This is a genomic window from Paenibacillus lentimorbus NRRL B-30488 (assembly GCF_000411595.1).
Taxonomy (GTDB): domain Bacteria; phylum Bacillota; class Bacilli; order Bacillales; family Bacillaceae; genus Bacillus; species Bacillus velezensis.
Genome location: NZ_ANAT01000031.1, coordinates 25,660 through 52,215 on the forward strand (window position 1 = coordinate 25,660; position 26,556 = coordinate 52,215).

At 45.1% G+C, this 26,556-nt stretch carries 23 protein-coding genes, 3 pseudogenes and 2 other annotated features; all 26 genes and pseudogenes read right to left on the reverse strand.

The features are described 5' to 3' along the window. Nucleotides 1-73 precede the first annotated feature (73 nt). Nucleotides 74-1,039, reverse strand: a complete 966-nt coding sequence (locus D368_RS15725; protein ID WP_101562634.1) for an alpha/beta fold hydrolase — start codon at nt 1,037-1,039, stop codon at nt 74-76. Between the two features lie 103 nt (nt 1,040-1,142). Then, nucleotides 1,143-2,332: pseudogene (gene tuf / locus D368_RS15730) on the reverse strand (elongation factor Tu). Between the two features lie 115 nt (nt 2,333-2,447). Beyond that, the gene (gene fusA / locus D368_RS15735; protein ID WP_099566357.1) at nt 2,448-4,529 is read right to left on the reverse strand and encodes an elongation factor G; all 2,082 of its coding nucleotides are present in this window, start codon (nt 4,527-4,529) and stop codon (nt 2,448-2,450) included. A 52-nt stretch (nt 4,530-4,581) separates the two neighbouring features. Next, nucleotides 4,582-5,052: a 30S ribosomal protein S7 gene (rpsG, locus tag D368_RS15740; protein ID WP_003156447.1), complete on the reverse strand. Its 471-nt coding sequence runs from the start codon at nt 5,050-5,052 to the stop codon at nt 4,582-4,584. A 40-nt stretch (nt 5,053-5,092) separates the two neighbouring features. Then, nucleotides 5,093-5,509: a 30S ribosomal protein S12 gene (gene rpsL / locus D368_RS15745; RefSeq protein ID WP_003156445.1), complete on the reverse strand. Its 417-nt coding sequence runs from the start codon at nt 5,507-5,509 to the stop codon at nt 5,093-5,095. Between the two features lie 115 nt (nt 5,510-5,624). Beyond that, complete coding sequence (locus D368_RS15750; RefSeq protein WP_003156443.1) at nt 5,625-5,873, reverse strand: 50S ribosomal protein L7ae-like protein; 249 nt, start codon at nt 5,871-5,873, stop codon at nt 5,625-5,627. A 168-nt stretch (nt 5,874-6,041) separates the two neighbouring features. Further along, nucleotides 6,042-9,641 (reverse strand): DNA-directed RNA polymerase subunit beta', encoded by a 3,600-nt coding sequence (gene rpoC, locus D368_RS15755; protein ID WP_007410398.1) that lies wholly within the window; start codon nt 9,639-9,641, stop codon nt 6,042-6,044. Between the two features lie 62 nt (nt 9,642-9,703). After that, nucleotides 9,704-13,284 (reverse strand): annotated as a pseudogene (gene rpoB, locus D368_RS15760) (DNA-directed RNA polymerase subunit beta). Nucleotides 13,285-13,528: 244 nt separating this feature from the next. Further along, nucleotides 13,529-14,132 (reverse strand): annotated as a pseudogene (locus D368_RS15765) (class I SAM-dependent methyltransferase). A gap of 91 nt (nt 14,133-14,223) precedes the next feature. After that, nucleotides 14,224-14,595 carry a 50S ribosomal protein L7/L12 gene (rplL, locus tag D368_RS15770; RefSeq protein ID WP_003156436.1) on the reverse strand — a complete coding sequence of 124 codons (372 nt, stop codon included), beginning with the start codon at nt 14,593-14,595 and terminating at the stop codon, nt 14,224-14,226. A 41-nt stretch (nt 14,596-14,636) separates the two neighbouring features. Further along, nucleotides 14,637-15,137 carry a 50S ribosomal protein L10 gene (rplJ, locus tag D368_RS15775; protein ID WP_003156433.1) on the reverse strand — a complete coding sequence of 167 codons (501 nt, stop codon included), beginning with the start codon at nt 15,135-15,137 and terminating at the stop codon, nt 14,637-14,639. A 63-nt stretch (nt 15,138-15,200) separates the two neighbouring features. Continuing rightward, nucleotides 15,201-15,343 (reverse strand) — a sequence feature (ribosomal protein L10 leader region). Between the two features lie 48 nt (nt 15,344-15,391). Continuing rightward, the gene (gene rplA, locus D368_RS15780; protein ID WP_003156431.1) at nt 15,392-16,090 is read right to left on the reverse strand and encodes a 50S ribosomal protein L1; all 699 of its coding nucleotides are present in this window, start codon (nt 16,088-16,090) and stop codon (nt 15,392-15,394) included. Between the two features lie 94 nt (nt 16,091-16,184). Continuing rightward, a complete protein-coding gene (gene rplK, locus D368_RS15785; protein ID WP_128574970.1) occupies nt 16,185-16,610 on the reverse strand; it encodes a 50S ribosomal protein L11 in 426 nt (141 codons plus the stop codon). A 167-nt stretch (nt 16,611-16,777) separates the two neighbouring features. Next, nucleotides 16,778-17,311 (reverse strand): transcription termination/antitermination protein NusG, encoded by a 534-nt coding sequence (gene nusG / locus D368_RS15790; RefSeq protein WP_003156423.1) that lies wholly within the window; start codon nt 17,309-17,311, stop codon nt 16,778-16,780. 164 nt (nt 17,312-17,475) lie between these two features. Beyond that, nucleotides 17,476-17,655 (reverse strand): preprotein translocase subunit SecE, encoded by a 180-nt coding sequence (secE, locus tag D368_RS15795; RefSeq protein WP_003156422.1) that lies wholly within the window; start codon nt 17,653-17,655, stop codon nt 17,476-17,478. 32 nt (nt 17,656-17,687) lie between these two features. Next, the gene (gene rpmG, locus D368_RS15800; protein WP_003156421.1) at nt 17,688-17,837 is read right to left on the reverse strand and encodes a 50S ribosomal protein L33; all 150 of its coding nucleotides are present in this window, start codon (nt 17,835-17,837) and stop codon (nt 17,688-17,690) included. A gap of 85 nt (nt 17,838-17,922) precedes the next feature. Further along, nucleotides 17,923-18,579, reverse strand: coding sequence for an RNA polymerase sporulation sigma factor SigH (sigH, locus tag D368_RS15805; protein WP_003156415.1), 657 nt, complete (start codon nt 18,577-18,579; stop codon nt 17,923-17,925). A 62-nt stretch (nt 18,580-18,641) separates the two neighbouring features. Then, a complete protein-coding gene (gene rae1 / locus D368_RS15810) occupies nt 18,642-19,154 on the reverse strand; it encodes a ribosome-dependent mRNA decay endonuclease Rae1/YacP (protein ID WP_003156414.1) in 513 nt (170 codons plus the stop codon). Nucleotides 19,155-19,160: 6 nt separating this feature from the next. After that, nucleotides 19,161-19,910: a 23S rRNA (guanosine(2251)-2'-O)-methyltransferase RlmB gene (rlmB, locus tag D368_RS15815; protein ID WP_003156413.1), complete on the reverse strand. Its 750-nt coding sequence runs from the start codon at nt 19,908-19,910 to the stop codon at nt 19,161-19,163. Then, entirely contained in the window at nt 19,894-20,325 is a 432-nt protein-coding gene (locus D368_RS15820; protein WP_003156412.1) for a Mini-ribonuclease 3, read from the reverse strand. Before D368_RS15820 ends, rlmB begins: the two co-directional genes overlap by 17 nt. 4 nt (nt 20,326-20,329) lie before the next feature. Beyond that, the gene (gene cysS / locus D368_RS15825; protein WP_003156411.1) at nt 20,330-21,730 is read right to left on the reverse strand and encodes a cysteine--tRNA ligase; all 1,401 of its coding nucleotides are present in this window, start codon (nt 21,728-21,730) and stop codon (nt 20,330-20,332) included. After that, complete coding sequence (cysE, locus tag D368_RS15830) at nt 21,727-22,380, reverse strand: serine O-acetyltransferase (protein WP_128574971.1); 654 nt, start codon at nt 22,378-22,380, stop codon at nt 21,727-21,729. The genes cysS and cysE overlap by 4 nt, the downstream gene beginning before the upstream one ends. A 75-nt stretch (nt 22,381-22,455) precedes the next feature. Next, nucleotides 22,456-22,689: a binding site (T-box leader), on the reverse strand. A 2-nt stretch (nt 22,690-22,691) separates the two neighbouring features. Next, nucleotides 22,692-24,143 (reverse strand): glutamate--tRNA ligase, encoded by a 1,452-nt coding sequence (gene gltX / locus D368_RS15840; protein WP_071392201.1) that lies wholly within the window; start codon nt 24,141-24,143, stop codon nt 22,692-22,694. A 91-nt stretch (nt 24,144-24,234) separates the two neighbouring features. Then, a complete protein-coding gene (gene ispF / locus D368_RS15845; RefSeq protein ID WP_003156407.1) occupies nt 24,235-24,711 on the reverse strand; it encodes a 2-C-methyl-D-erythritol 2,4-cyclodiphosphate synthase in 477 nt (158 codons plus the stop codon). Then, complete coding sequence (ispD, locus tag D368_RS15850; RefSeq protein WP_071392202.1) at nt 24,704-25,402, reverse strand: 2-C-methyl-D-erythritol 4-phosphate cytidylyltransferase; 699 nt, start codon at nt 25,400-25,402, stop codon at nt 24,704-24,706. Before ispD ends, ispF begins: the two co-directional genes overlap by 8 nt. Nucleotides 25,403-25,414: 12 nt before the next feature. After that, nucleotides 25,415-26,515: a PIN/TRAM domain-containing protein gene (locus D368_RS15855; RefSeq protein ID WP_003156403.1), complete on the reverse strand. Its 1,101-nt coding sequence runs from the start codon at nt 26,513-26,515 to the stop codon at nt 25,415-25,417. Nucleotides 26,516-26,556: the final 41 nt, after the last annotated feature.

Here is a 26,556-nt window from a genome sequence, read left to right on the forward strand (position 1 = left end):
AACCTTGTGGTTTTCACACTTTGATTATTATACAGGTGATACCATGATTAATCAAGGATATGACTGTTTTCTTTCAGAGATGGAACGATGCGAACCGGCTGACAACTTCGGCAAAGCGATCCGGTTCCTCCAAGTGAGGCGAATGGGCTGAGTTCTCAAACCAATGCCATTCTTTATACGGCGTATCAACCTTCTGATAATATTCATAAGACGTCGTCCCCGGAACCGTCAAATCATATCTCCCTGACATAAAACAGCACGGTATTACAATAGAAGAAACTGATTCCCCGGCATCAAAGGCAATGAGATCCTCCCACAGGTATTTCAGGCTGAACATTTGTCCCCGCGCGGCTAAGAAGCTCCCTCTCACACCGTACGGTTCACCAAACAGCATTCGCCCCCCTGCTTTAAGAGCGCCGATCGGATGATGGGTAAAGCCCCCTCCCCTCATCTCGATACAAAGCAGAAACAACGTTCGCTGCAGCTGTTTCTCCCATGGAGGTGCTCCGATAAAGCTCAGCGTCTTTTCCAGCAGGAAATGTTTGTGTTGCCTGCTCCATTCCATCATCAGCCGGTAAGCTTCCGTTTCTTCCTTTTGAATATTAACCACCTGACTGATTCCGATATACGCATAATACAAATCAGGTTTTTCTTGAAGAACATGAAGCGCCAGAACTGAGCCCCACGAATAGCCGGCGATATATATTTTTTGCCTGCTGAATTGCTTGCATAAGCGTTCGGTCAGCTGAATGGTGTCAGCTGTCAGCTGATCCAAAGTCATAGATGAACCCGGAATTTCCTTTGAATAAGAGAGACCCGCCCCTCTCTGATCCCAGTTCACAACGGTGAAATGCTTTTCCAGCTTATTCTGGTATTTTCTCGCATAGCCGATTTGAGGCGTGCCGGGACCGCCGTGCAAAAACAAAAGCAGCGGATTACTCCTGTCATCACCATTAATCATAATGGTTTGTTCACTGCCATTAATCAGCAATTGCTGAAGCATTGAAATACGATTGGTTTTCTTGAAGTTATCGTCCATCGGTCTTCTCCTAAAATTTGTATACGTTCTATTATACATGGAATCAGCGGGGAAACAAAAAAACGAGGCCCCATAAGGGACCCCGCATTAATGAACGAGTCGATTACTCAGTGATTGTAGAAACAACGCCTGAACCAACTGTACGTCCGCCTTCACGAATAGAGAAACGAGTTCCTTCTTCGATAGCGATTGTAGAGATAAGTTCAACGATCATTTCAGTGTTATCTCCAGGCATAACCATTTCTACGCCTTCTGGAAGATTGATGATACCAGTTACGTCAGTTGTACGGAAGTAGAACTGAGGACGGTAGTTAGAGAAGAATGGAGTATGACGTCCACCCTCTTCTTTAGAAAGAACGTAAACTTCAGCTTTGAATTTGCTGTGTGGAGTGATTGTACCTGGTTTAGCAAGTACTTGTCCACGTTGGATGTCTTCACGAGCTACACCGCGAAGAAGTGCACCGATGTTGTCTCCAGCTTCAGCGTAGTCAAGAAGCTTACGGAACATTTCAACACCTGTAACAGTTGTTTTGCTGTTTTCTTCTTGAAGACCGATGATTTCAACTTCGTCACCGACTTTAACTTGTCCGCGTTCTACACGGCCAGTAGCAACTGTACCACGACCAGTGATTGAGAATACGTCCTCAACTGGCATCATGAATGGTTTTTCAGTGTCGCGTTCTGGAGTTGGGATGTACTCATCAACTGCAGCCATAAGTTCAAGAATTTTTCTTCGTACTCAGCATCGCCTTCAAGAGCTTTAAGAGCAGAACCTTTAACAACTGGTACATCATCACCAGGGAAGTCGTATTCGCTAAGAAGATCGCGAACTTCCATTTCAACAAGCTCAAGAAGCTCTTCGTCGTCTACCATGTCGCATTTGTTAAGGAATACTACGATGTATGGTACACCAACGTTTTTAGAAAGAAGGATGTGCTCACGAGTTTGCGGCATTGGGCCATCAGCAGCAGATACTACAAGGATAGCTCCGTCCATTTGCGCAGCACCAGTGATCATGTTTTTAACATAGTCAGCGTGTCCTGGGCAGTCAACGTGTGCATAGTGACGAGTGTCAGTTTCGTACTCAACGTGTGCAGTAGAGATTGTGATACCGCGCTCACGTTCTTCTGGAGCACCATCAATTTGATCGTACGCCATAGCTGTACCTTTACCAGATTTCTTATGAAGTACTGTTGAGATAGCAGCAGTTAATGTTGTTTTACCATGGTCAACGTGTCCAATTGTACCGATATTGGCATGTGATTTGGAACGGTCGAATTTTTCTTTAGCCATTCTAAAATCCTCCTTAAGAGCTTTTAATTAGTAATGTATAGAGTGATAGAAAGTGAAAGCAAGCTCTCACTTCCTCATCTTACAATAGTAGTTATACTTGAGTTAAGTGGCAAAATCAATTATTCGCCTTTATTTTTTTGATAATTTCTTCAGCGATGCTCTTCGGCACTTCTTCGTAGTGATCCATGAACATTGTGAACGTACCGCGTCCTTGCGTGTTAGAACGAAGGGCAGTAGCGTAACCGAACATTTCAGCAAGAGGTACCATCGCACGCACAACTTGAGCGTTACCGCGAGCTTCCATACCTTCTACGCGTCCGCGACGAGAAGTAACATCACCCATGATGTCTCCCATGTATTCTTCAGGAATAACAACTTCAACTTTCATGATTGGTTCAAGAAGAACTGGGTTACATTTGCTGACTGCATTTTTCAATGCCATAGAAGCAGCGACTTTAAACGCCATTTCGTTTGAGTCAACATCATGGTAAGATCCATCAAAAAGTTTCGCCTTGATGTCGATTAGCGGGAATCCGGCTAGGACACCATTTTCAAGAGAGTCTTCAAGACCTGCTTGTACGGCTGGGATGTATTCACGAGGAACAACACCACCGACGATTGCGTTTTCGAATTCAAAGCCAGCGCCTTCTTCGTTCGGTTCAAATTCGATCCAAACGTGACCGAACTGACCGCGTCCGCCTGATTGACGTACGAATTTACCTTCAACTTTTGCACCGGTACGGAATGTCTCACGGTACGCAACTTGAGGAGCACCAACGTTAGCTTCAACTTTGAACTCACGCTTCATACGATCAACAATGATATCAAGGTGAAGCTCACCCATACCAGAGATGATTGTTTGACCCGTTTCAGGGTTTGTTTGTGTACGGAATGTAGGATCTTCTTCAGCAAGTTTCGCTAAAGCGATACCCATTTTATCTTGGTCAGCTTTTGATTTAGGCTCAATCGCTACGTCGATAACAGGCTCTGGGAATTCCATTGATTCAAGGATTACAAGATCCTTTTCATCACATAGAGTATCTCCAGTAGAAGTATCTTTTAGACCTACAGCAGCTGCGATGTCTCCAGCGTAAACAGTAGAGATCTCTTCACGGCTGTTAGCGTGCATTTGAAGGATACGTCCTACGCGCTCACGCTTGCCTTTTGTAGAGTTCTTTACATATGAACCGGAATCAAGTGTACCGGAATATACGCGGAAGAATGTCAGCTTACCGACATAAGGGTCAGTCATAACTTTAAATGCAAGTGCAGAGAACGGCTCTTCATCAGAAGAATGACGAACGATCTCTTCATCTGTGTCAGGACGTACACCTTTGATTGCAGCAACATCAGTTGGCGCAGGAAGGTAGTCAAGAACAGCATCAAGTACAAGCTGAACACCTTTGTTTTTGAAAGCAGAACCAACAAGTACAGGGTAGAATTCAACATTCAGTGTACCTTTACGGATAGCAGCTTTCAGTTCAGGGATAGTGATTTCTTCACCTTCAAGGTACTTTTCCATAAGCTCTTCATCAAGCTCAGCTACAGCTTCAATCAGGCTGCTGCGAAGCTCTTCAGCTTGCTCTTTGTACTCTTCAGGGATTTCTTTCGCATCTGAACGAGTTCCAAGGTCATCTTCGTAGAAATACGCAACGTTTTCTACTAAGTCGATGATGCCTTCGAAGTTGTCTTCAGCGCCGATCGGCAATTGAATTGCGTGAGCGTTAGCTTGAAGACGGTCTCTTAAAGTGCCTACAGAGTAAAGGAAGTCTGCGCCGATTTTGTCCATTTTGTTGACAAATACAACGCGCGGTACTCCGTAAGTTGTTGCTTGGCGCCATACTGTTTCTGTCTGAGGCTCAACACCTGATTGAGCATCAAGTACGGCAACCGCACCATCAAGTACACGGAGTGAACGTTCAACTTCAACTGTGAAGTCTACGTGTCCCGGTGTATCGATGATGTTTACACGGTAACCTTTCCACTGTGCAGTCGTTGCTGCAGAAGTGATTGTGATGCCGCGTTCTTGTTCCTGCTCCATCCAGTCCATTTGCGAAGCACCTTCGTGAGTTTCGCCAATTTTATGGATACGGCCTGTGTAGAACAAGATCCGTTCTGTAGTAGTCGTTTTACCGGCATCAATGTGAGCCATGATCCCGATATTACGAGTTTTTTCTAAGGAGAACTCTCTTGCCATTGGGTAATTTCTCCTTCCTTATTAGGGAATTATTATTTTGATTATATGAATCCTACCAGCGGTAGTGAGCAAATGCTTTGTTCGCTTCTGCCATCTTGTGAGTGTCTTCACGTTTCTTAACGGCAGCACCAGTGTTGTTAGCTGCATCAAGAATTTCGTTAGCCAGGCGCTCTTCCATTGTTTTTTCTCCGCGAAGACGCGCATAGTTAACCAACCAGCGAAGACCAAGAGTTGTACGGCGTTCAGGACGAACTTCTACAGGCACTTGGTAGTTAGCTCCACCTACACGGCGTGCTTTTACTTCAAGTACAGGCATGATGTTTTTCAATGCTTGTTCGAAAACCTCCATTGCATCATTGCCAGTGCGTTCTTTAATGATATCGAATGACTTGTATAGGATTGTTTGAGATTTACCTTTTTTACCGTCGATCATCATTTTGTTGATCAGGCGGGATACCAGCTTAGAGTTGTAAAGCGGATCAGGTAAAACATCTCTTTTTGCTACAGGACCTTTACGTGGCATCTGAATATCCTCCCTTCATAGTTTTAATGATTTATTATTATTACTTTGCTTTAGGACGTTTCGTACCGTATTTAGAACGGCCTTGCGCACGGTTTTCAACTCCGGCAGTATCAAGCGCGCCACGAACGATGTGGTAGCGTACCCCCGGTAAGTCTTTTACACGTCCGCCGCGGATCAGTACAACGCTGTGCTCTTGCAGGTTGTGACCGATACCAGGAATGTAGGCAGTAACCTCGATTCCGTTAGTCAAACGAACACGAGCATATTTACGAAGTGCTGAGTTCGGTTTTTTCGGTGTCATTGTACCCACACGAGTACATACCCCGCGTTTTTGTGGAGAAGATACGTTAGTGTGCTCTTTTTTAAAGCTGTTGTATCCTTTGTTTAGTGCAGGTGACTTAGAGTTTTCAACTTTGCTCACGCGTCCCTTGCGAATTAGCTGATTAATTGTAGGCATGTTGTGTTCCTCCCTTCATTACGTTTTATAACCCACATACCCAGGTGGTTCATCATTAGGCAAAAAACAATGTCTTTACACAAGATTGATATCTTATATAAAAACAAAAAGTACGCTATAACATAATGGCAACAGCTGCTGCTCCCACTTCAATTCCGCAGGCTTTGCCGAGCTTTTTCATGGAATCCACCATACAGACAGCGGTATTTTGGTTCTTTGCAAGCTGGATAACGCCAGCCGTAAGAACTGAATCCGCGTCTTTTGCCACGACGACTTCCTTCACTGAACCTCGTTTTAGAGCTTTCACTGTTTGCTTCGTACCAATAATAATTGATTTGGCCTGTGATACTTTATCATAAGACATAAACATATCCTCCAAAGTAACAGGTTTTATTTCGAGCACCTTGGTTATATTATCACTCTGCGGGACGGATGTCAACAACGTATGACATTTTTTAGTGCAGTCCCCCGTCAGAATAATTGTAATACTGAGGAAAAGCTGTCGAAACAGCCTTTCCTGCAGCAGTTTCTGTTATTCAGCCGGAACCATATCTTCCGAAGGCTGAACGTTTGAAACAGGTTTTACTTTTCTGTAATTCATCATACCGGTACCGGCCGGAACCAGTTTACCGATGATAACATTCTCTTTCAGGCCGAGAAGCTCATCGCGCTTGCCTTTAATCGCTGCATCCGTAAGAACGCGTGTTGTTTCTTGGAATGATGCGGCAGACAAGAATGAATCCGTCTCGAGTGAAGCTTTTGTGATACCGAGAAGGACAGGACGCCCTGTAGCAGGCCGGTTGCCTTCAAGCAGCACTTTTTTGTTCGCTTCTGTGAATTGGTGAATATCAAGCAATGTGCCAGGAAGAACATCAGTATCTCCGGCATCGATCACACGGACTTTGCGAAGCATCTGGCGAACCATTACTTCTACGTGTTTATCGCCGATTTCAACCCCCTGCATACGGTAAACCTTCTGAACCTCGTGCAGAAGATATTCTTGAACCGTTGTCAGGTCAGTGACTTTAAGAAGTTCTTTCGGATCGATAGAACCTTCTGTCAGCACTTGACCGCGGGTAATCTGATCACCCTCAGCCACTTTCAGGCGTGAGTTGTAAGGTGCCGTGTATGAACGTGTCTCAACAGCGCCCTGAACAACAATCTCCTGCTGTTTGTCGCGGACTTCATTGATTTCGGCAATTGTACCGTCAATCTCAGAAATCGTCGCTTGACCTTTAGGATTACGCGCTTCGAAAAGCTCTTGGATACGCGGAAGACCTTGTGTAATATCGTCTCCGGCAACCCCGCCTGTGTGGAACGTACGCATCGTTAACTGTGTTCCAGGCTCACCGATAGATTGAGCGGCGATAATACCTACTGCTTCGCCGACTTCAACATCAGTTCCGGTTGCAAGGTTTCGTCCGTAGCATCGTTTACATACACCATGAGGAGTGTTACATGTGAACGCGGAACGGATCCACACTTCTTCGATTCCGGCTTCAACGATTTCCAGCGCTTTATCTTCATCGATCAATTCATTTTCGTTAATGAGCACAGCACCCGTTTCAGGATGTTTGATCTGTTTTCTGGCGAAACGTCCGATCAGACGCTCTTCCAGACGCTCGATGATTTCCGTGCCTTCTTTGAGCGGTTTTGCAAGAATACCGCGGTCTGTTCCGCAATCTGTTTCACGAATGATAACATCCTGCGCAACATCAACAAGACGGCGTGTAAGGTAACCTGAGTCAGCAGTTTTAAGGGCGGTATCGGCAAGACCTTTACGCGCACCGTGAGTGGAGATAAAGTACTCCAATACTGTCAGACCTTCACGGAAACTTGATTTAATCGGCAATTCAATGATTCGTCCAGCCGGGTTGGCCATCAGACCGCGCATACCCGCAAGCTGTGTAAAGTTAGATGCGTTACCACGGGCTCCTGAGTCACTCATCATGTAGATCGGGTTGACTTCGTCTAATGATTTCATCAGTTTGCCTTGGATAACATCTTTCGCTGAACTCCAAATTGAAATGACTCTTTCATAACGTTCTTCTTCGGTGATTAAACCGCGTCTGAACTGTTTCAGAACATTATCCACTTTGCTTTGTGCTTCTTCAAGGATTTCCTGTTTATCATCGAGAACGACGATATCAGAAACCCCTACTGTGATGCCGGCTTTCGTTGAATATCTGAAACCAAGGTTTTTCATGCGGTCAAGCATTTTAGACGTTTCCGTGATATGGAATCGTTTAAAGATTTCCGCGATGATTTTACCCAAAATGCCTTTTTTAAACGGTGCGTTGATCGGCTGCTCAGCAATCACAGCTTTTACGTCAGCACCTTTATCTAAGAAGAAACGGTCAGGTGTCTTCTCTTCAATGTTGCTCTTCGTTGGTTCATTCATGTAAGGGAATGATTCCGGAAGAATTTCATTGAAGACGAGCTTACCGACAGTTGTAATTAATAATTTTGAACGCTGTTCTTCAGTAAATGTCACATTCTTAAGGGAGTTCGCTGCAACAGCTACTCTCGTATGAAGGTGAACATAACCGTTTTGATAAGCAAGAAGCGCTTCGTCCGTATTTTTGAAAACCATACCCTCGCCGACTGCTCCGGCGCGCTCAAGCGTCAGGTAGTAGTTTCCTAATACCATATCCTGAGACGGCGTAACAACCGGTTTACCATCTTTAGGGTTCAAGATGTTTTGGGCTGCAAGCATCAGAATGCGCGCCTCAGCTTGAGCCTCAGCTGATAAAGGTACGTGAACCGCCATTTGGTCACCGTCAAAGTCAGCGTTATAAGCTGTACATACTAACGGGTGAAGACGGATGGCGCGTCCTTCAACAAGCGTCGGTTCGAAAGCCTGGATACCTAATCTGTGAAGAGTAGGGGCACGGTTCAGTAAGACCGGATGCTCCTTAATGACAGATTCAAGTACATCCCATACTTCAGGCTGCACGCGTTCGATTTTGCGTTTTGCGCTCTTGATATTGTGAGCAAGGCCTTTTTCAACAAGCTCTTTCATGACGAAAGGCTTGAAGAGCTCAAGCGCCATTTCCTTCGGCAAACCGCACTGATACATTTTCAGATGCGGGCCTACGACGATAACGGAACGGCCTGAGTAGTCTACACGTTTACCGAGAAGGTTCTGACGGAAACGCCCTTGTTTCCCTTTCAGCATATGAGAAAGAGATTTAAGCGGACGGTTACCCGGTCCGGTAACCGGACGGCCGCGGCGTCCGTTGTCAATCAGAGCGTCGACTGCTTCCTGAAGCATACGTTTTTCGTTCTGAACGATGATGCTTGGCGCGCCGAGGTCTAACAGACGTTTTAAACGGTTATTACGGTTGATGACACGACGGTAAAGGTCGTTCAGGTCAGACGTTGCGAAACGTCCGCCGTCAAGCTGAACCATCGGTCTTAATTCAGGCGGAATAACCGGAAGCACGTCGAGGATCATCCAAGACGGCTTGTTTCCTGAATTACGGAAGGCTTCAAGCACTTCAAGGCGTTTGATCGCACGTGTACGGCGCTGTCCTTGAGAAGTCTTCAGCTCTTCTTTTAACATATCAACTTCTTTGACAAGGTCGATGTCCTGCAGAAGTTTATTAATGGCTTCCGCACCCATAGAGGCTTGGAATTTGTTTCCGTACTTATCCAGATACGCACGGTATTCCTTTTCAGATAAAAGCTGTTTCTTTTCGAGCGGTGTATTGGCCGGGTCAGTTACGACGTAAGAAGCAAAGTAAATAACTTCTTCCAGCGCACGCGGTGACATATCCAATACAAGACCCATACGGCTCGGAATACCTTTGAAATACCAAATGTGAGAAACCGGGGCAGCCAGTTCAATATGCCCCATTCTCTCACGACGGACTTTAGCCCGCGTTACTTCAACTCCGCAACGGTCACAAACTACGCCTTTATAACGAACCCGCTTGTACTTGCCGCAATGACATTCCCAGTCCTTAGTCGGTCCGAAAATGCGTTCGCAGAACAGGCCGTCCTTTTCAGGTTTCAACGTACGATAGTTTATCGTTTCAGGCTTTTTCACTTCACCAAAAGACCATGAACGGATTTTATCCGGTGAAGCAAGACCGATGTTCATATACTCAAAATTGTTCACATCTAGCAAGGGGCCTACCTCCCTTTTTATCTTCGGATTAACCGATGTCACTTGCCTTTATCAATCAGAGACTATTCTTTCGTTACTGCGTCACGTTCAACGTCTGGAGATGCTGTTTCTTCCGGCGCTTCATCACCTGATAATGCAAGGCCGTCAGCCTGTTTCGCATCTTCCTCGTCTTCTAGATCTCTCATTTCTATTTCTTCTTCATCGCCTGAGAGGATTTTTACGTCCATACCTAAGCTTTGAAGCTCTTTGATCAATACTTTGAATGATTCCGGAACACCAGGCTCTGGAACATTGTCGCCTTTGACGATGGCTTCATATGTTTTCACACGTCCGACCACGTCATCGGACTTCACAGTCAGGATTTCTTGAAGCGTGTAAGCTGCGCCGTAAGCTTCAAGCGCCCAAACCTCCATCTCACCGAAACGCTGTCCGCCGAATTGGGCTTTACCGCCGAGAGGCTGCTGCGTAACAAGTGAGTAAGGACCTGTAGAACGGGCATGAAGTTTATCATCAACCATGTGCGCCAGTTTGATCATGTACATGATTCCGACTGATACACGGTTGTCGAACGGTTCTCCCGTACGGCCGTCATAAAGAACTGTTTTAGCGTCTCTTGACATGCCTGCTTCTTCAAGTGTTTCCCACACATCTTCTTCACGCGCGCCGTCAAATACAGGTGACGCGATGTGAATGCCGAGGTAGCGGGCAGCCATACCCATGTGAAGTTCTAATACCTGACCGATATTCATACGTGATGGTACACCCAGCGGGTTAAGCATGATATCGATCGGCGTGCCGTCAGGAAGGTAAGGCATATCTTCTTCAGGAAGAATCTTCGAGATAACCCCTTTGTTTCCGTGACGTCCGGCCATTTTATCACCTTCAGAAATCTTACGTTTCTGAACGATATATACGCGTACAAGCTGGTTCACTCCCGGAGGAAGTTCGTCGCCGTCTTCACGGTTGAAGACTTTTACGTCGTGGATAATTCCGCCGCCGCCGTGAGGCACACGGAGAGAAGTATCACGGACCTCACGCGCTTTTTCTCCAAAGATCGCATGAAGAAGGCGTTCTTCAGCCGTAAGCTCAGTTACACCTTTAGGCGTTACTTTACCTACGAGAAGGTCTCCGTCGTTGACTTCCGCGCCGATACGGATAATTCCGCGGTCATCAAGGTTGCGAAGCGCGTCTTCCCCTACGTTTGGAATATCGCGGGTGATCTCTTCCGGTCCAAGCTTTGTATCACGTGCTTCTGATTCATATTCTTCAATGTGAATAGATGTGTATACATCATCTTTCACAAGGCGTTCACTCATGATGATGGCATCCTCATAGTTGTAACCGTCCCATGTCATGAAGCCGACCATTACGTTGCGGCCGAGAGCAAGTTCACCAAGCTCCATTGAAGGTCCGTCAGCAAGGATTTCTCCTTTGACTACTTCATCGCCGACACTGACGATCGGACGCTGGTTGTAGCACGTACCTTGGTTGGAGCGGACAAATTTCAGCAAGCTGTACTTATCCAGGTTGCCTTTTACTTTTTGGCCGTCAATTTCTTCATAGCGGCGCACCCATACGTTTTTCGCTTCCACCCGTTCTACGATACCAGGGTGTTTACAAATAACGGCTGCACCGGAGTCTTTACCGGATACGTATTCCATACCCGTTCCGACGATCGGAGCTTCCGGCTGCATCAAAGGCACAGCCTGACGCTGCATGTTCGCTCCCATGAGGGCGCGGTTCGAGTCATCGTTTTCCAAGAACGGAATACATGCTGTCGCAGCAGATACAACCTGTTTAGGAGATACGTCCATGTAATCCACGCGGTTGCGGGCTACAACGGTGTTTTCCCCTCTGAAACGCGCTACGATGCTGTCATCCAAGAAAGAACCGTCATCGCTCAGCTTAGCATTCGCTTGGGCTACGACATAGTTATCCTCTTCATCAGCAGTCAGGTAGTCGATTCTAGGCGTTACTTTTCCTGTTTCAGGATCAACGCGGCGGTATGGCGTCTCAATGAAACCAAAGCGGTTTACTTTCGCAAATGATGACAATGAGTTGATCAAACCGATGTTAGGGCCCTCAGGCGTTTCAATCGGACACATACGGCCGTAGTGAGAGTAGTGAACGTCACGTACTTCCATACCTGCGCGCTCACGTGTCAAACCGCCCGGTCCGAGAGCTGACAGACGGCGTTTGTGCGTCAATTCAGCAAGCGGGTTCGTCTGATCCATGAATTGAGAAAGCTGTGAGCTTCCGAAGAACTCTTTAATAGACGCAATAACAGGTCTGATGTTAATCAGCTGCTGCGGCGTAATTGTATTCGTGTCTTGAATAGACATTCTTTCACGTACGACACGTTCCATCCGGCTTAAACCGATACGGAATTGGTTTTGCAGGAGCTCACCTACAGAACGCAGACGGCGGTTTCCGAGATGGTCGATATCATCAGTGTCGCCCACTCCGTGCAGGAGGTTGAAGAAGTAGCTGATAGAAGAAATAATATCAGCAGGCGTAATGTTTTTAATCGCCTCTTCGATGTAAGCATTGCCGATCACATTGATCGTCTGCTCTCCTTCTGCATCAGTAGGAGCATAGATTTTAATGGATTGAAGCATCACTTCATCCTCGACAACGCCGCCGTTAGGATAAAGCTTTCTGAAGCCGATTCCATTTTCTAAGTATGGCAGTACTTTATCAAGTGTTCTTCTGTCAAGAATCTGCCCTTTTTCAGCGAGAATTTCACCGGTTTCCGGATCCACCAGTGTTTCTGCAAGGCGCTGGTTAAACAGGCGGTTCTTGATATGAAGCTTTTTATTAATTTTATAGCGTCCTACATTCGCAAGGTCGTATCGCTTCGGATCGAAGAAACGGGAATCCAGCAAGCTTTTTGCGTTTTCTACTGTAGGCGGCTCTCCGGGACGAAGGCGCTCATAGATTTCAAGAAGCGCTTTGTCACTGTTTTCGGTGTTGTCCTTATCCAGTGTATTGCGGAGATATTCGTTCTCACCAATGAGATCGAGAATCTCTTGGTCGGAACCGAAGCCGAGAGCACGCAAAAGAACCGTAACCGGCAACTTACGTGTGCGATCAATGCGGACATACACAACATCTTTCGCATCAGTTTCGTATTCTAACCATGCGCCACGGTTTGGAATGACAGTCGCGGTAAAACCTTTTTACCGTTTTTGTCTACTTTACCACTGAAATATACACTTGGAGACCGAACAAGCTGAGATACGATAACACGTTCTGCACCGTTGATGATAAAAGTACCGGTATCTGTCATAATAGGGAAATCACCCATGAAGACATCCTGGTCTTTTACCTCTCCAGTTTCTTTGTTAATTAAACGAACCTTCACTCTTAGCGGAGCTGAGTAAGTCACATCACGTTCTTTTGACTCTTCAACGGGATACTTAGGATCTCCTAAACTGTAGTCAATGAACTCTAGAGAGAGGTTACCAGTGAAATCCTCAATTGGTGATATGTCTTGAAACATCTCTCTAAGACCCTCATCAAGAAACCACTGATAAGAAGAGGTTTGAATTTCAATGAGATTTGGTAATTCTAACACTTCGCTAATGCGAGCATAGCTTCTGCGCTGGCGGTGTCGTCCATACTGAACTAGTTGACCTGTCAACTGATTCACCCCTCAAATCATGCGTATTATATGTGTAATAAGCATCTCTTACGATAAAGAAATACTTTTACAAGACAAAAGAAAAAAGGGTTTCTAATTAAGAAAACCACATCCAAAAACAAATACCGATTTTATTAGCATTTCCATGTTTGTATAATTTATACATGCACTATGATTATTTGAGCATATCATGCAAAATATATACATTGGCATTTTACAATATTAACATAGCTGAAAATTCAAGTCAAACTTTTTTTGCTTTTATGATATAATAGCCTTTCTTTTTTTGAACCACAGAAACTTCGTCAAAAAGCTCCTTCAGTTTTTCAATGGCAGAAGGCCCGCCCTGTTTTTTCTGTATAACGATCCACAATTCACCTGAAGCCCTTAAATGCTCAGCGCTTTTTTCAAAAATGGCATGGACAACTTTTTTTCCGGCGCGGATTGGGGGGTTTGTAATAATAGAAGCAAATGTTTGAGCAGAATCAATATTTGAAAATAAATCACTCTGATAAATCCGAACGTTTTTATTCCGTTTTTTCTGCATTTTCATTTGACAGCTCTACGGCTCTTTCATTCACGTCAATCATGTGCACGGTCCGGTCTGTAAATGCACCGGCGAGCGACAGACCGATCGGGCCGTAACCGCAGCCTGCATCCAGGAAGTCACCATCGATCTCCGGCTCTTCAAACGCTTCAATTAAGACACGCGAACCGAAATCAACTTCCTTTTTCGAGAAAACGCCGCTGTCACTTGTGAATGTATAAGATCTGTTCCGCAGTGTAAATGACCATGTCTGTTTATCGCTTTTAACTGAAGGTTTTTCTGAATAATAGTGTTCACTCATTATTAGAACCTCCTTTTTTAATTGCACTTAAAGAAAAGCAAAGAAAAAGCCCGCCTCATAAAAGCGAGCTTCCCCTACAGGCAAGTGAAGATTACTTAACTTCTACAGAAGCGCCAACTTCTTCAAGTTTAGCTTTAAGCTCTTCAGCTTCTTCTTTCGCAATACCTTCTTTAAGTGGTTTTGGAGTGTTGTCAACAAGTTCTTTAGCTTCTTTCAAGCCAAGACCAGTGATTTCACGAACAACTTTGATAACTTTGATTTTCTGAGAACCTGCACCAGCAAGGATAAGGTCGAATTCGCTTTGCTCTTCAGCAGCGCCGCCAGCAGCAGCTCCGCCAGCTACAGCTACAGGAGCAGCAGCAGTTACGCCAAATTCTTCTTCGATTGCTTTTACTAGGTCGTTCAATTCAAGTACAGTTGCTTCTTTAACGGAAGCAATGATTTCTTCGATATTTAAAGCCATTTGAAATTCCTCCATTTGTTTTATTTTAGGGTAAAATCAGATTAAGCGCCTTGTTCTTCCTTTTGGTCTGCAACTGCTTTAGCTGCAAGTGCAAGGTTGCGAACTGGAGCTTGAAGTACGCTAAGCAACATAGAAAGTAAGCCATCGCGTGAAGGAAGTTCAGCAAGAGCTTTCACTTCTTCAACAGAAGATACTTTTCCTTCGATAACGCCCGCTTTGATTTCCAGAGCTTCGTGATTTTTCGCGAACTCGTTAAGAACTTTTGCCGGAGCGACAACATCTTCAGTACTGAATGCGATCGCATTCGGTCCAGTTAAGACATCATTCAAACCATCAAGTTCAGCTTGTTCAACCGCACGGCGAGTCATTGTGTTTTTGTACACTTTGAACTCTACGTTAGCTTCGCGAAGCTGTTTACGGAGTTCAGTTACTTCAGAAACGTTAAGTCCGCGGTAGTCAACGATGATCGTTGATTTGCTTTCTTTCAGTTTAGAAGCAATCTCTTCAACAACAACTTTTTTTGTATCAATTGCGCTGCTCATGGTTACACCTCCTGTAGATTTTGTGTAACACTTATACCGCTAGGTGATCACGACTGTGACGACGATTTCATATAAAAAGCCTCCATGTGGACATGGAGGCTGTATATACAAGCATACGTAACGTAATAGCTGTGATATATATACACCTCGGCAGGATATTAAGCCTCAACGGCCCCTGCTGTCTACGGTATAAATGACATATTATATTTTACAACATTTTGAATCATATCAGAATGCTGATCTAAAGTCAAATATTATTTTACGTTGAAAGTAGAAGCGTCTACTTTGACACCAGGGCCCATAGTAGAAGTAACGGCAACGTTTTTCACGTAAACACCTTTAGCCGCAGCCGGTTTTGCTTTCAGGATTGTATCATACATTGTTGTGAAGTTCTCAACAAGTTTTTCATCCTCGAAAGAAACTTTTCCGATCGGAACATGAATGTTACCAGCTTTGTCAACGCGGTATTCTACTTTACCAGCTTTGATTTCGCCGATTGCTTTTTCTACTTCGAATGTAACAGTTCCTGTTTTAGGGTTTGGCATAAGACCTTTTGGTCCAAGCACACGGCCGATTTTACCGACTTCACCCATCATGTCAGGAGTCGCAACGATTACATCGAATTCGAACCAGCCTTGCTGGATTTTCGCGATGTAATCAGAATCGCCGACGTAGTCTGCACCGGCAGCTTCAGCTTCTTTTGCTTTTTCGCCTTTAGCGAATACAAGCACGCGCTGAGTTTTACCAGTTCCGTTAGGAAGTACAACTGCACCGCGGATTTGCTGATCGTTTTTACGAGGGTCAACCCCTAAACGAAAAGCAACTTCAACTGTAGCGTCGAATTTAGCTGTGTTTGTTTTTTTAGTAAGCGCCACTGCTTCAGCGACGTCGTAAGCTTTCGCACGGTCTACAAGCTTCGCAGCTTCAACGTACTTTTTACCTTTTTTAGCCATTTTAAAATTTCCTCCTTATGTGGTTATAGCGGAATAACCTCCCACGAATAAGGGTTGCGAACTTGTGAAAACTCGCAACCCGACAAGAAACAAATTAATCCTCGATAACGATACCCATACTGCGGGCAGTACCTTCAACCATGCGCATTGCCGCTTCAACGTCTGCTGCGTTTAAGTCAGGCATTTTCGTTTCAGCGATTTCGCGAATCTTATCGCGCTTAACGGTTGCCACTTTATTACGGTTTGGTTCACCAGAACCAGACTCAATTCCAGCTGCTTTTTTAAGTAATACTGCAGCAGGTGGAGTTTTTGTAATAAATGTAAATGAACGGTCTTCGTAAACCGAAATTTCAACAGGAATGATTAAACCAGCTTGGTCAGCTGTACGAGCGTTAAACTCCTTACAGAATCCCATGATATTTACACCGGCTTGACCTAGTGCAGGTCCAACTGGCGGCGCTGGGTTAGCTTTTCCAGCAGGAATTTGCAATTTTACAACTTTTACTACTTTTTTAGCCACGAGACACACCTCCTTAAGTCCGTGATGTGGTAATAGGGTAAACCCTCCCACTCAAGGTTTCATTCTTTATATGAATGACGAAATATCAAGCTAGCTGCCTTGGATTAGTCCAAGACGTACCTTTGCTATATTATCATTAATATATAGCAATTTCAAGTTTTTTCACATTACAATTTGTCGATCTGGGTAAATTCCAGCTCAACCGGCGTTTCACGGCCGAACATGTTAACGAATACTTTCACTTTGCTCTTATCATAATCAATCTCTTCAATTGATCCTGTAAAGTTGGCGAAAGGTCCGTCTATAACTTTGACTGTCTCATTCAATTCAAAATCAATGTCGGTTTTCCGCTCATCCATGCCCATGCGTTTTAAGATGGTTTCCGCTTCGCCAGGAAGAAGCGGAGTCGGCTTTGAGCCTGAACCGGCTGATCCGACGAATCCGGTAACGCCCGGCGTGTTGCGGACCACATACCAGGAATCATCAGTCATGACGATTTCAACAAGCACATAACCCGGGAACACTTTCTTTTTGACTACTTTTTTCTTGCCGTTCTTAATATCAGTCTCTTCCTCTTCAGGGACGACAACGCGGAAAATTTTATCCTGCATTCCCATTGATTCCACACGTTTTTCAAGGTTCGCTTTTACTTTGTTTTCATAACCGGAATACGTATGAACAACATACCAATTCTTTTCCATTCTATCAGGACTCTGCAGTCCTTCCCTCCCCGCATTTAAAAATGAAGTGTAAAACAAAAAATAGGCTCAGAGCCTATGAATCCTTTTTTCAACACAATAAAAAACCCGCTGAACGGGTTTTGGCAAACGATATTATGATCTATTATAGCACGTATTGCTGATCATTATTCAACTATTAAACGAATTAATTGAGAAATTCCTGTATCAAGGAGGGCAAAAAAGATAACAAAAAAGATAACCGTTGAAATCACCGTGATCGTATAGCGCGTTAACTCTTTGCCTTTAGGCCAGCTAACCTTTTTCATTTCTTTCCCAACATCTTTAAAGAAACTCATCATGCGCATGTAAAAGACCTCCACAATTTAAAAAGCGAACACTATTTTGTTTCTAAATGAGCTGTATGTGAATTGCAAGTGCTGCAGTACTTCTTAACTTCTAACCGCTCAGCCGCTGATGCAGAGCTTTTCATTGTCGTATAATTACGATTTCCGCATGTTTTGCATGCCAGCGTAATCTTTTTTCTCATGTCGTTACACCTTTTCCTAAACAATCATTTATCTTAATAAAATAGCACAGTCAGAAAAATTCTGTCAATATGACACAGAAACCTGCTACAGACTGATTTCTCTTATTTCCAAATACTTTTCAAGCTTGCGCTTCACGCGCTGCAGGGCATTATCGATTGATTTTACGTGTCGGTTTAAGTCATCTGAAATTTCCTGGTAACTTCTTCCGTCCAAGTACAGAACAAGCACCTTTCTCTCCAGATCGCTCAGCAGTTCTCCCATTTTCATTTCGATATCATCAAATTCTTCCTGATTAATAATCATCTCTTCAGGATTTAACGTTTTAGCGCCTGAAATGACATCAAGCAGTGTTCTGTCAGATTCTTCATCAAAAATAGGTTTGTCTAAAGAAACATAGGAATTTAAAGGAATGTGTTTCTGACGGGTAGCTGTCTTTATTGCGGTAATAATCTGGCGGGTAATGCATAATTCTGCAAAAGCTTTAAATGAAGTAAGCTTGTCCTCTCTAAAGTCTCGGATAGACTTATATAAGCCTATCATCCCTTCCTGTACAATATCTTCTCTGTCGGCCCCTATTAAAAAATAAGACCTTGCTTTCGCCCGTACAAAATTACGGTACTTCGTAATCAAGTAATCTAACGCATCACTGTCCCCAACATGAACCTTTTCAATGACCTGCTCGTCCTCCAACTGGCAAAATTGCACTTTGTTGAACTTTCCCTTGCTGTTCTGTAGATTCACTGCGATCCCCCCGGCGCACGTAGATAGAAATATTATACATTAATGGGCGAAAAAGCGTCAACCTAATCCAGACCGCCTCGGCGCCACTTTTCAAACGTTTTCAAAACCTCTTCGGACAGCTCGATTTTCCCCGGTGGTTTTTCAGAAGTGATCTTTGAAACCCGCCTTTGAATCCGCCGTTCTATCGTATCCACTTCCCTCAGAAGCTCCCGGGCGGATTTGCGGAGAGCCCCTTGTCCGAAAATCGCCCACTGCTCCGTATAATCGGAGGTTGCGACATGAATCTGTGTCGCAATATTATTCAGTGCCTGGGCAAGCTTCTCGATCCGCTCATCCGCCGTCTCATTCTCCCGTGTAAAAATCACTTCGACTCTGTGATTCGTTTGTTTTTTCTCTATGCCTTTTACCAGATGTGCGTCAAACACCACAATGACTCTGATTCCCGTGTAGGACTGATATTCCGCCATCTTCTGGATCAGTACATCTCTCGCTTCTTCAAAACTGTTCGCTTTTAAATCCTTTAGCTGCGGCCAAGCTCCAATCATGTTGTATCCGTCTACTAACAGGATGTCCATCTGTCTTCATTCCCCTAAAGGATTGCGCTTCCGGTAGACTTCATACATGAGAAGGCCGGCCGCTACCGACGCATTCAGAGACGTGACTTTTCCGGCCATCGGAAGTTTAATGAGAAAATCACATTTCTCTTTCACAAGCCGGCCCATTCCTCTGCCTTCGCTTCCGATAACGAGCGCCAAAGGCATCTTGCCGTCCATAGAGCGGTAGTCTTCCCGGGCGGATGCATCCGTTCCGACGACCCAAATCCCCCGCTCCTTCATTTCATCAAGTGTCCGGGCAAGGTTGGTCACCTTCACGACGGGAATGTGTTCAATCGCACCGGTCGAAGCTTTTGCGACCGTCGACGTCAGTCCGACCGCTCTGCGTTTCGGAATCACAATGCCGTGTGCACCGACAGCGTCAGCCGTTCTCATGATGGAACCGAGATTATGAGGGTCTTCCAGCTCGTCCAATATGAGAAAGAAAGGCTGTTCGTTTCTCTCTTCCGCTCTTTTATATAATTCGTCTAATTGTGCATATTCATATGCCGCCACCTGGGCGACAACACCCTGATGCTGCCCTTCCACCATCTGATCGAGTTTTTTCCTCGGTACAAATTGAATGGTGACGCCGCGCTTTTTAGCAAGCTCCATAACTTGCTGCGCCTGTCCTTTTACTGTGTTTTCCGCCATCCATAACTTATACAGCTTGCGATCTGACTTTAACGTCTCAATCACAGCGTTTTTTCCTATGACGTAATCATGTTGCTGACTCATTTGTTTTCCTCCCTGACGTCCCGACTTGTATAGCCTCAGCAATCAGCTGATTCAGTCTTTCTTCTCTTTTCTCAAGAAAAAGGTATCCGAGTAAAGCCTCAAAAGCTGTACTATGGCGGTACGTCTGTACATCTGTGTTTTTAGGCGTCGTCCCTGATTTCGCGTTTCTGCCTCTTCTCAGCACGGCTTCCTCTTCCTCCGTGAAAAAGGATTCGTCCTGAAGGCGGAACAATATGTCTGCCTGTGATTTTGCCGATACAATCCGGCTCGCCTTCTTATGAAGGTCATTCGGTTTCGTAAAGCCCTGCTTAAGCAGGTGATGCCGGACGTATATTTCAAAAATGGCATCACCCATATAAGCGAGCGCAAGACCGTTTAACTGCTTTGAATCTTTGATTTGTTCAAATTGAAGCATCCGCTTATTCTCCCCGCTTCCAGCGAGTTCCCTGGGCCGTATCTTCAAGAATGATATTCATGCTTTTCAGCTGATCGCGAATCTGGTCTGACAAAGCGAAATCGCGATTGCGGCGGGCTTCATTTCTCTTCTCAATCAACTCTTCAATCTCTTCGTCGACAAGCTCTTCTTCGCCGAGCGTAAGTCCGAGAACAGATCCGATTCTGTCAAACATGCTGATAAAGGCTTTAATCACGTGATCCGCCGTATTGTCTTCCTGCATGTAGTAATTGGCGAGCTTCGCCAGATCAAACCAAACGGAAATCGCATTCGCCGTATTAAAATCATCATCCATTGCTTCTTCAAACGCAGTGCGGTGCTCTTCGATTTTAGCGAGCCATTCCTCATCATTGTCAGTCAGATTCGTGCTGCTAATCAAACGATGGTTTAAATTACTGTATGCCGTCTTCAGGCGGTTAAACGCGTTTTTTGTTTTCTCAAGCAGCTCTTCCGAATAGTTGATCGGGTGGCGGTAATGAACGGACAGCATGAAAAATCTCAAAAGCTGCGGGTCATATTGCTTAATGATATCGTGCACCAAAACAAAGTTGCCGAGCGATTTTGACATTTTCTCATTATCGATATTGATATATCCGTTATGAAGCCAGTATTTTGCGAATGTCTTGCCTGTTAATGCTTCAGATTGCGCGATTTCGTTTTCATGGTGCGGGAATGTCAGGTCCTGACCGCCGGCGTGAATATCGATTTCGTCACCCAAATACTTTTTCACCATTGCGGAGCATTCAATATGCCAGCCCGGGCGGCCTTTTCCCCAAGGGCTATCCCATGAAATTTCTCCGTCCTTAGCAGCTTTCCAAAGCGCAAAATCCAGCGCATCCTCTTTCTTCTCGCCGACACGGATACGCGCGCCTGATCTGAGTTCATCAATTGATTGCTGAGATAGCTTGCCGTAGCCTTCGAAGGCCCTTGTTTTGAAATAGACGTCGCCTTCTGATTCATAAGCGTAACCTTTTTTAATCAGCTCGCTGACAAATTCAATAATGGCGTCCATGTTTTCCATGACCCGGGGGTGAAGATCCGCTTTCCGGCATCCGAGGGCGCCCACGTCTTCAAAATACGCTTTAATGAACCGTTCAGAAACGGTCGGGACGTCCTCGCCGAGCTCGTTGGCCGCCTTAATCAGTTTGTCGTCAACATCGGTGAAATTCGATACGTATTGAACATCGTATCCTTTATACTCCAAATAGTTGCGTACGGTATCATACACAATCGCCGGACGGGCGTTTCCGATATGAATATAGTTGTATACAGTCGGTCCGCACACGTACATTTTTACTTTGCCTTCCTCAAGAGGAACGAATGTTTCCTTTTTCCGTGTCAATGTATTATAAAGTGTAATGGTCATTTTTGGTTGATCCTTTCTTTTTTATCTTCCAGTTCAGCCTGCAGTTCAAAAATCTGCTGCTCCAATGCTCTAAACCGGTCAGCAACCGGATCGGGCAAGTCGTGGTGATTGAGATCGCGTTTGATTTTTCTTCCGTTCTGAATGACGACTTTCCCCGGTATGCCGACAACGGTCGAAAAGTCGGGAACATCACGAAGCACAACGGAGCCGGCCCCTACTTTAGAACCCTGCCCGACCGTAATAGAGCCGAGCACCTTCGCTCCGGTTGCAATTAAAGCATCATCTTTTATGGTCGGATGCCGCTTTCCCTTTTCTTTTCCCGTCCCACCAAGAGTGACACCTTGGAATACCGTCACGTTATTGCCGATTTCACATGTTTCCCCTATGACGACCCCCATACCGTGATCAATGAAAAACCTTCTCCCGATGGTCGCGCCGGGATGGATTTCAATTCCGGTAAAGAAACGGGCAATCTGTGATATCAGGCGCGCCAGGAAGAAAAATCTCCGTTTATATAAAGCATGTGCAATCCGATGCGCCCATATAGCATGTAAACCAGAATAAGTTAAAACAACTTCGAAATAGCTTCTTGCTGCCGGATCTTGATCGAACACTGTATCTATGTCTTCTTTTAGCATTTTAAAAAACACATGCTTCCCCCCATTCTCTCCCCGCTCCAGTCTGTTTTTCCGCCTATAAAAAAAAGCGCCTCTGCATGTAAACATGACAGAGACGCTTTTACCGCGCGGTTCCACTCTGTTTGAAAAACAAGTCACTGTTTTCCCAACTTAAAAGCCGGTAACGGCGGCGGCCGCCTTTAAATACTGATTTCCGCAGAAATGTTCTTCAAAGGTCTTAAGGGCGCACTTCTAAAACATGACGCATGAATCTCTCTCAGCCGACGAAGATTCTTTCTGTAATGGTCATTGTTTTATACTCTTCCCTGTCAACAATCGTATATTTAAATGCTTTTCAGGCGTCTGACGGCTGTTTCTCTGCCGATCAGCTCAATGGCCTGCGGAAGCTCCGGACCGTGTGTCTGACCGGTAACCGCTACACGAATCGGCATGAACAGCTTTTTGCCTTTATGGCCTGTTTCTTTCTGAACAGCTTTGATTGAGGCTTTGATCAGCTCAGGCGTAAATTCTTCAAGCTCTTCAAGCTTCGCAGCAAATACGCTGAGCACTTCAGGCACCTGTTCTTCTTCCAGAACGGCTTTTGCCTCTTGATTATACTCGATCTCATCTTTAAAGAACAAATCAGTCAGCTCGACAATTTCAGCGCCGTAGCTCAATTGCTCATGGTAAAGAGAGATTAATTTACGAACCCATTCCTGCTCCTCGGCAGAAAGCTCAGTGCCGACTTTTCCTGCTTTTTGCAGGTGCGGCAGAGTCAGCTCAACCACTTGATCAAGATCCAGCGCTTTGACGTATTGGTTGTTGACCCATTTCAGTTTATGCATATCAAACAGAGCCGGTGACTTAGACAAACGATTTACATCAAAAATTTCAATGAATTGTTCTCTTGTGAAAAGCTCTTCTTCACCGACGGGAGACCAGCCGAGAAGTCCGATAAAGTTAAACAGCGCTTCAGGCAGGTAACCCAGCTCATCATACTGCTCAATAAACTGGATAATTGATTCATCACGTTTACTTAATTTTTTGCGGCTTTCGTTTACGATAAGCGTCATATGTCCGAAGACAGGAATATCCCAGCCGAATGCCTGGAAAATCATGATCTGTTTCGGTGTATTTGAAATGTGATCCTCACCGCGGAGCACGTGCGTCATTTTCATTAAGTAATCGTCAATCGCGACAGCAAAGTTATATGTCGGTGTTCCGTCTTTTTTGACGATGACAAAGTCGCCGATGCCGTCTGATTCAAAAGAAATCTCGCCTTTTACGATATCGTTAAATGCGATGATTTTCCCTTCCGGCACGCGGAAACGGATGCTCGGCTGTCTGCCTTGGGCTAAAAACTGCTCCTGCTCTTCCTGAGTCAGGTTTCTGTGTTTGCCGGAATAGCGCGGCATTTCCCCGCGGGCGATTTGCTCTTCACGTTCTTTCTCAAGTTCTTCTTCCGTACAGAAACATTTATAAGCAAGCCCTTTTTCAAGAAGCTCTTCATAGTACTCTTTGTAAATGTCGTTACGCTCAGACTGGCGGTACGGGCCGTATTCTCCGCCGACATCCACACTTTCATCCCAGTCCATGCCGAGCCATTTCAAATAGTTGAGCTGGCTTTGCTCTCCGCCTTCAATATTTCGCTTTTTGTCCGTATCCTCAATCCGGATAATAAACTTTCCGCCTTGGCTGCGGGCAAATAAATAGTTAAAAAGCGCCGTTCTGGCGTTACCGATATGCAAATGTCCGGTCGGACTCGGTGCATAACGAACGCGTACTTCATTTCCCATGTTCAAATACTTCCTTTCATCTCGTCTGTAGCCTCTAGCCGAATATATGTATCTATTCTACCACCAAATAGACCCGGCATCAAAACAATGATCAGGCTTTTTGGATCAGAACGGTTGCCTGAGCGGCAATTCCTTCGGCTCTTCCGGTAAACCCGAGCTTTTCAGTCGTCGTCGCTTTTACGTTTACTTGAGAGACGTCCGCCTCAAGGCCTTCAGCTATCCGTTTTCTCATAGCATCAATATGCGGCGCCATTTTCGGCTTTTGCGCAATAATCGTGCAGTCTATATTTCCGAGTACGTACCCTTTTTCTTTTACAATGTTCCAGACATGCTGAAGCAGCTTAAAAGAATCCGCATCCTTGAATTCCGGATCAGTATCCGGGAAATGTTTGCCGATATCTCCTTCACCTGCCGCTCCGAGACACGCGTCTGCGACTGTATGCAGCAATACATCAGCATCTGAATGTCCGAGCAGCCCCTTTTCATAAGGAATTTCAATTCCGCCGATGATGAGCGGACGGCCTTCCGTTAATTGATGCACATCAAATCCTTGTCCGATTCTAAACATTATGATTCCCACTTTCCGCTTTCATGATTGCTTCCGCAAATATCAGGTCATCCGGCGTTGTCAGCTTAATATTGGTATAGCTGCCTTCAACGATACTCACCTGATATCCATCAAGACGCTCGACGAGGCTGGCGTCATCCGTACCTAAGAAGCCTTTGTTTTCCGCTTCCATATGCGCCGTCTTCAATAAAGAAAGACGAAAAGCTTGCGGCGTTTGAACGGCCCACAAGCTTGAACGGTCAAAGGTCTCCGCAACCCGGGAGCCTTCCGCCCGTTTTATCGTGTCTTTCACAGGAACAGCCAGGACAGCCGCTCCTGCCTTCTCTGCTGTTTCAACGAGCTTATCGATATGCTGATGTGTGACAAACGGGCGCGCTCCGTCATGAACAAGGACGACCGATTCCTTATCAATCACTTTCAGTCCTTCGTATACACTGTGCTGACGCTCCGCACCTCCGGTAACAAGCTCAATTTCCGTCTGAATCGGACATTGGGCCAGCAGCTGGCGAAAATCTTCCCGTTCACTCTCGTTTATCACCAGGATTATTTTCTGACAGGGTGCGTGGCTTTCAAAAACCCGCAGTGTGTGTATAATAACAGGCGCACCTTTTAAGCTGATGAACAGCTTATTTTTCCCGGCCTTCATCCTTTTTCCTTGTCCGGCAGCCGGAATAACGACAACATACTCCATATGAACTCCCTCTTAAAGAGCTTTCTCAAGCAGCTTGGGCTTGGCAAAAATCATTCGTCCCGCCGCTGTCTGCAGTACGCTGGTTACGAGCACATCAATATGTTTCCCTATATAATTGCGGCCTTCTTCCACAACAATCATCGTGCCGTCATCCAAGTAAGCCACACCTTGATTATGCTCTTTCCCGTCCTTAATCACCTGCACATTCATCTCTTCGCCCGGAAGCACAACCGGCTTCACCGCGTTTGCAAGGTCATTAATATTCAGTACTGCAACCTTTTGAAGCTCGCATACTTTATTTAAATTAAAATCATTCGTCACAACGACACCAGATGTCAGCTTCGCAAGTTTGACAAGCTTGCTGTCAACCTCCTGAATGTCTTCGAAGTCGCCTTCATAAATTTCAACCGTAATATCCAGTTCCTTTTGAATGCGATTCAAGATATCCAGTCCGCGGCGTCCTCTGTTACGTTTTAAAACATCTGAAGAATCAGCGATATGCTGTAATTCCTCCAGCACAAATTGAGGAATGACAATGACGCCTTCTAAAAAGCCCGTCTGACAAATATCTGCAATTCTCCCATCAATAATAACACTTGTATCCAAGATTTTCAGCCTTTTATCCTGTTCTTCCTGCTCCTCATCAGCACTTCCCTTTTTCTTCTGCATTCTTGCAGAAATGGAGAAAAGACTGATCAGTTCATCCTTTTTCTTAAATCCGACTTGGAAGCCCAGATAACCGAGAAAGAAAGCCAGAAAGACCGGAATGATGGTGCTGAATATACGGTACGGAATATTGTCCAGCGGAATCACGTTTACAATGAGATATGCGATGATAAGTCCAAAAACCAATCCGAGACTCCCGAATAACAGATCCGGCACCGGAGCTCTCAGCAAAGAATCTTCAATCCATTTTACCCAATTAATCACATATTCTGTCGTCCATATACTGATGAGAAAAAAGATAATAGCACCAATTGCAGCAGACGTATATGCGTTTGTTATTAAAGGTATGTCCTGTATATTTGACAGCACAAACAATTCAGGTATTAAAAAGATACCGACAACGCCGCCCACAATAATGAAGAACGCCTGAACTATTCGTTTTAACATACCTCCACCTCCTTTTAAGTAGCATTTTTTCAGCAGACTGT

Bases quoted from the DNA above. Each gene is read 5' to 3' on its own strand.
- ispD (WP_071392202.1), bottom strand. From the start codon at position 25,402: ATGGAGTATGTTGTCGTTATTCCGGCTGCCGGACAAGGAAAAAGGATG.
- fusA (WP_099566357.1), bottom strand. From the start codon at position 4,529: ATGGCAAGAGAGTTCTCCTTAGAAAAAACTCGTAATATCGGGATCATG.
- D368_RS15750 (WP_003156443.1), bottom strand. From the start codon at position 5,873: ATGTCTTATGATAAAGTATCACAGGCCAAATCAATTATTATTGGTACG.
- rlmB (WP_003156413.1), bottom strand. From the start codon at position 19,910: ATGAGTCAGCAACATGATTACGTCATAGGAAAAAACGCTGTGATTGAG.
- D368_RS15855 (WP_003156403.1), bottom strand. From the start codon at position 26,515: ATGTTAAAACGAATAGTTCAGGCGTTCTTCATTATTGTGGGCGGCGTT.
- nusG (WP_003156423.1), bottom strand. From the start codon at position 17,311: ATGGAAAAGAATTGGTATGTTGTTCATACGTATTCCGGTTATGAAAAC.
- D368_RS15725 (WP_101562634.1), bottom strand. From the start codon at position 1,039: ATGGACGATAACTTCAAGAAAACCAATCGTATTTCAATGCTTCAGCAA.
- secE (WP_003156422.1), bottom strand. From the start codon at position 17,655: ATGCGCATGATGAGTTTCTTTAAAGATGTTGGGAAAGAAATGAAAAAG.
- rplL (WP_003156436.1), bottom strand. From the start codon at position 14,595: ATGGCTTTAAATATCGAAGAAATCATTGCTTCCGTTAAAGAAGCAACT.
- cysS (WP_003156411.1), bottom strand. From the start codon at position 21,730: ATGACCATTACACTTTATAATACATTGACACGGAAAAAGGAAACATTC.
- rplJ (WP_003156433.1), bottom strand. From the start codon at position 15,137: ATGAGCAGCGCAATTGATACAAAAAAAGTTGTTGTTGAAGAGATTGCT.
- rae1 (WP_003156414.1), bottom strand. From the start codon at position 19,154: ATGGACATCCTGTTAGTAGACGGATACAACATGATTGGAGCTTGGCCG.
- ispF (WP_003156407.1), bottom strand. From the start codon at position 24,711: ATGTTTAGAATCGGACAAGGATTTGATGTGCATCAATTAACGGAAGGC.
- rpmG (WP_003156421.1), bottom strand. From the start codon at position 17,837: ATGAGAAAAAAGATTACGCTGGCATGCAAAACATGCGGAAATCGTAAT.
- rplA (WP_003156431.1), bottom strand. From the start codon at position 16,090: ATGGCTAAAAAAGGTAAAAAGTACGTTGAAGCTGCGAAGCTTGTAGAC.
- gltX (WP_071392201.1), bottom strand. From the start codon at position 24,143: ATGGGAAATGAAGTACGCGTTCGTTATGCACCGAGTCCGACCGGACAT.
- rpsL (WP_003156445.1), bottom strand. From the start codon at position 5,509: ATGCCTACAATTAATCAGCTAATTCGCAAGGGACGCGTGAGCAAAGTT.
- D368_RS15820 (WP_003156412.1), bottom strand. From the start codon at position 20,325: ATGCTTCAATTTGAACAAATCAAAGATTCAAAGCAGTTAAACGGTCTT.
- rpsG (WP_003156447.1), bottom strand. From the start codon at position 5,052: ATGCCACGTAAAGGTCCTGTAGCAAAAAGAGATGTTTTACCTGATCCG.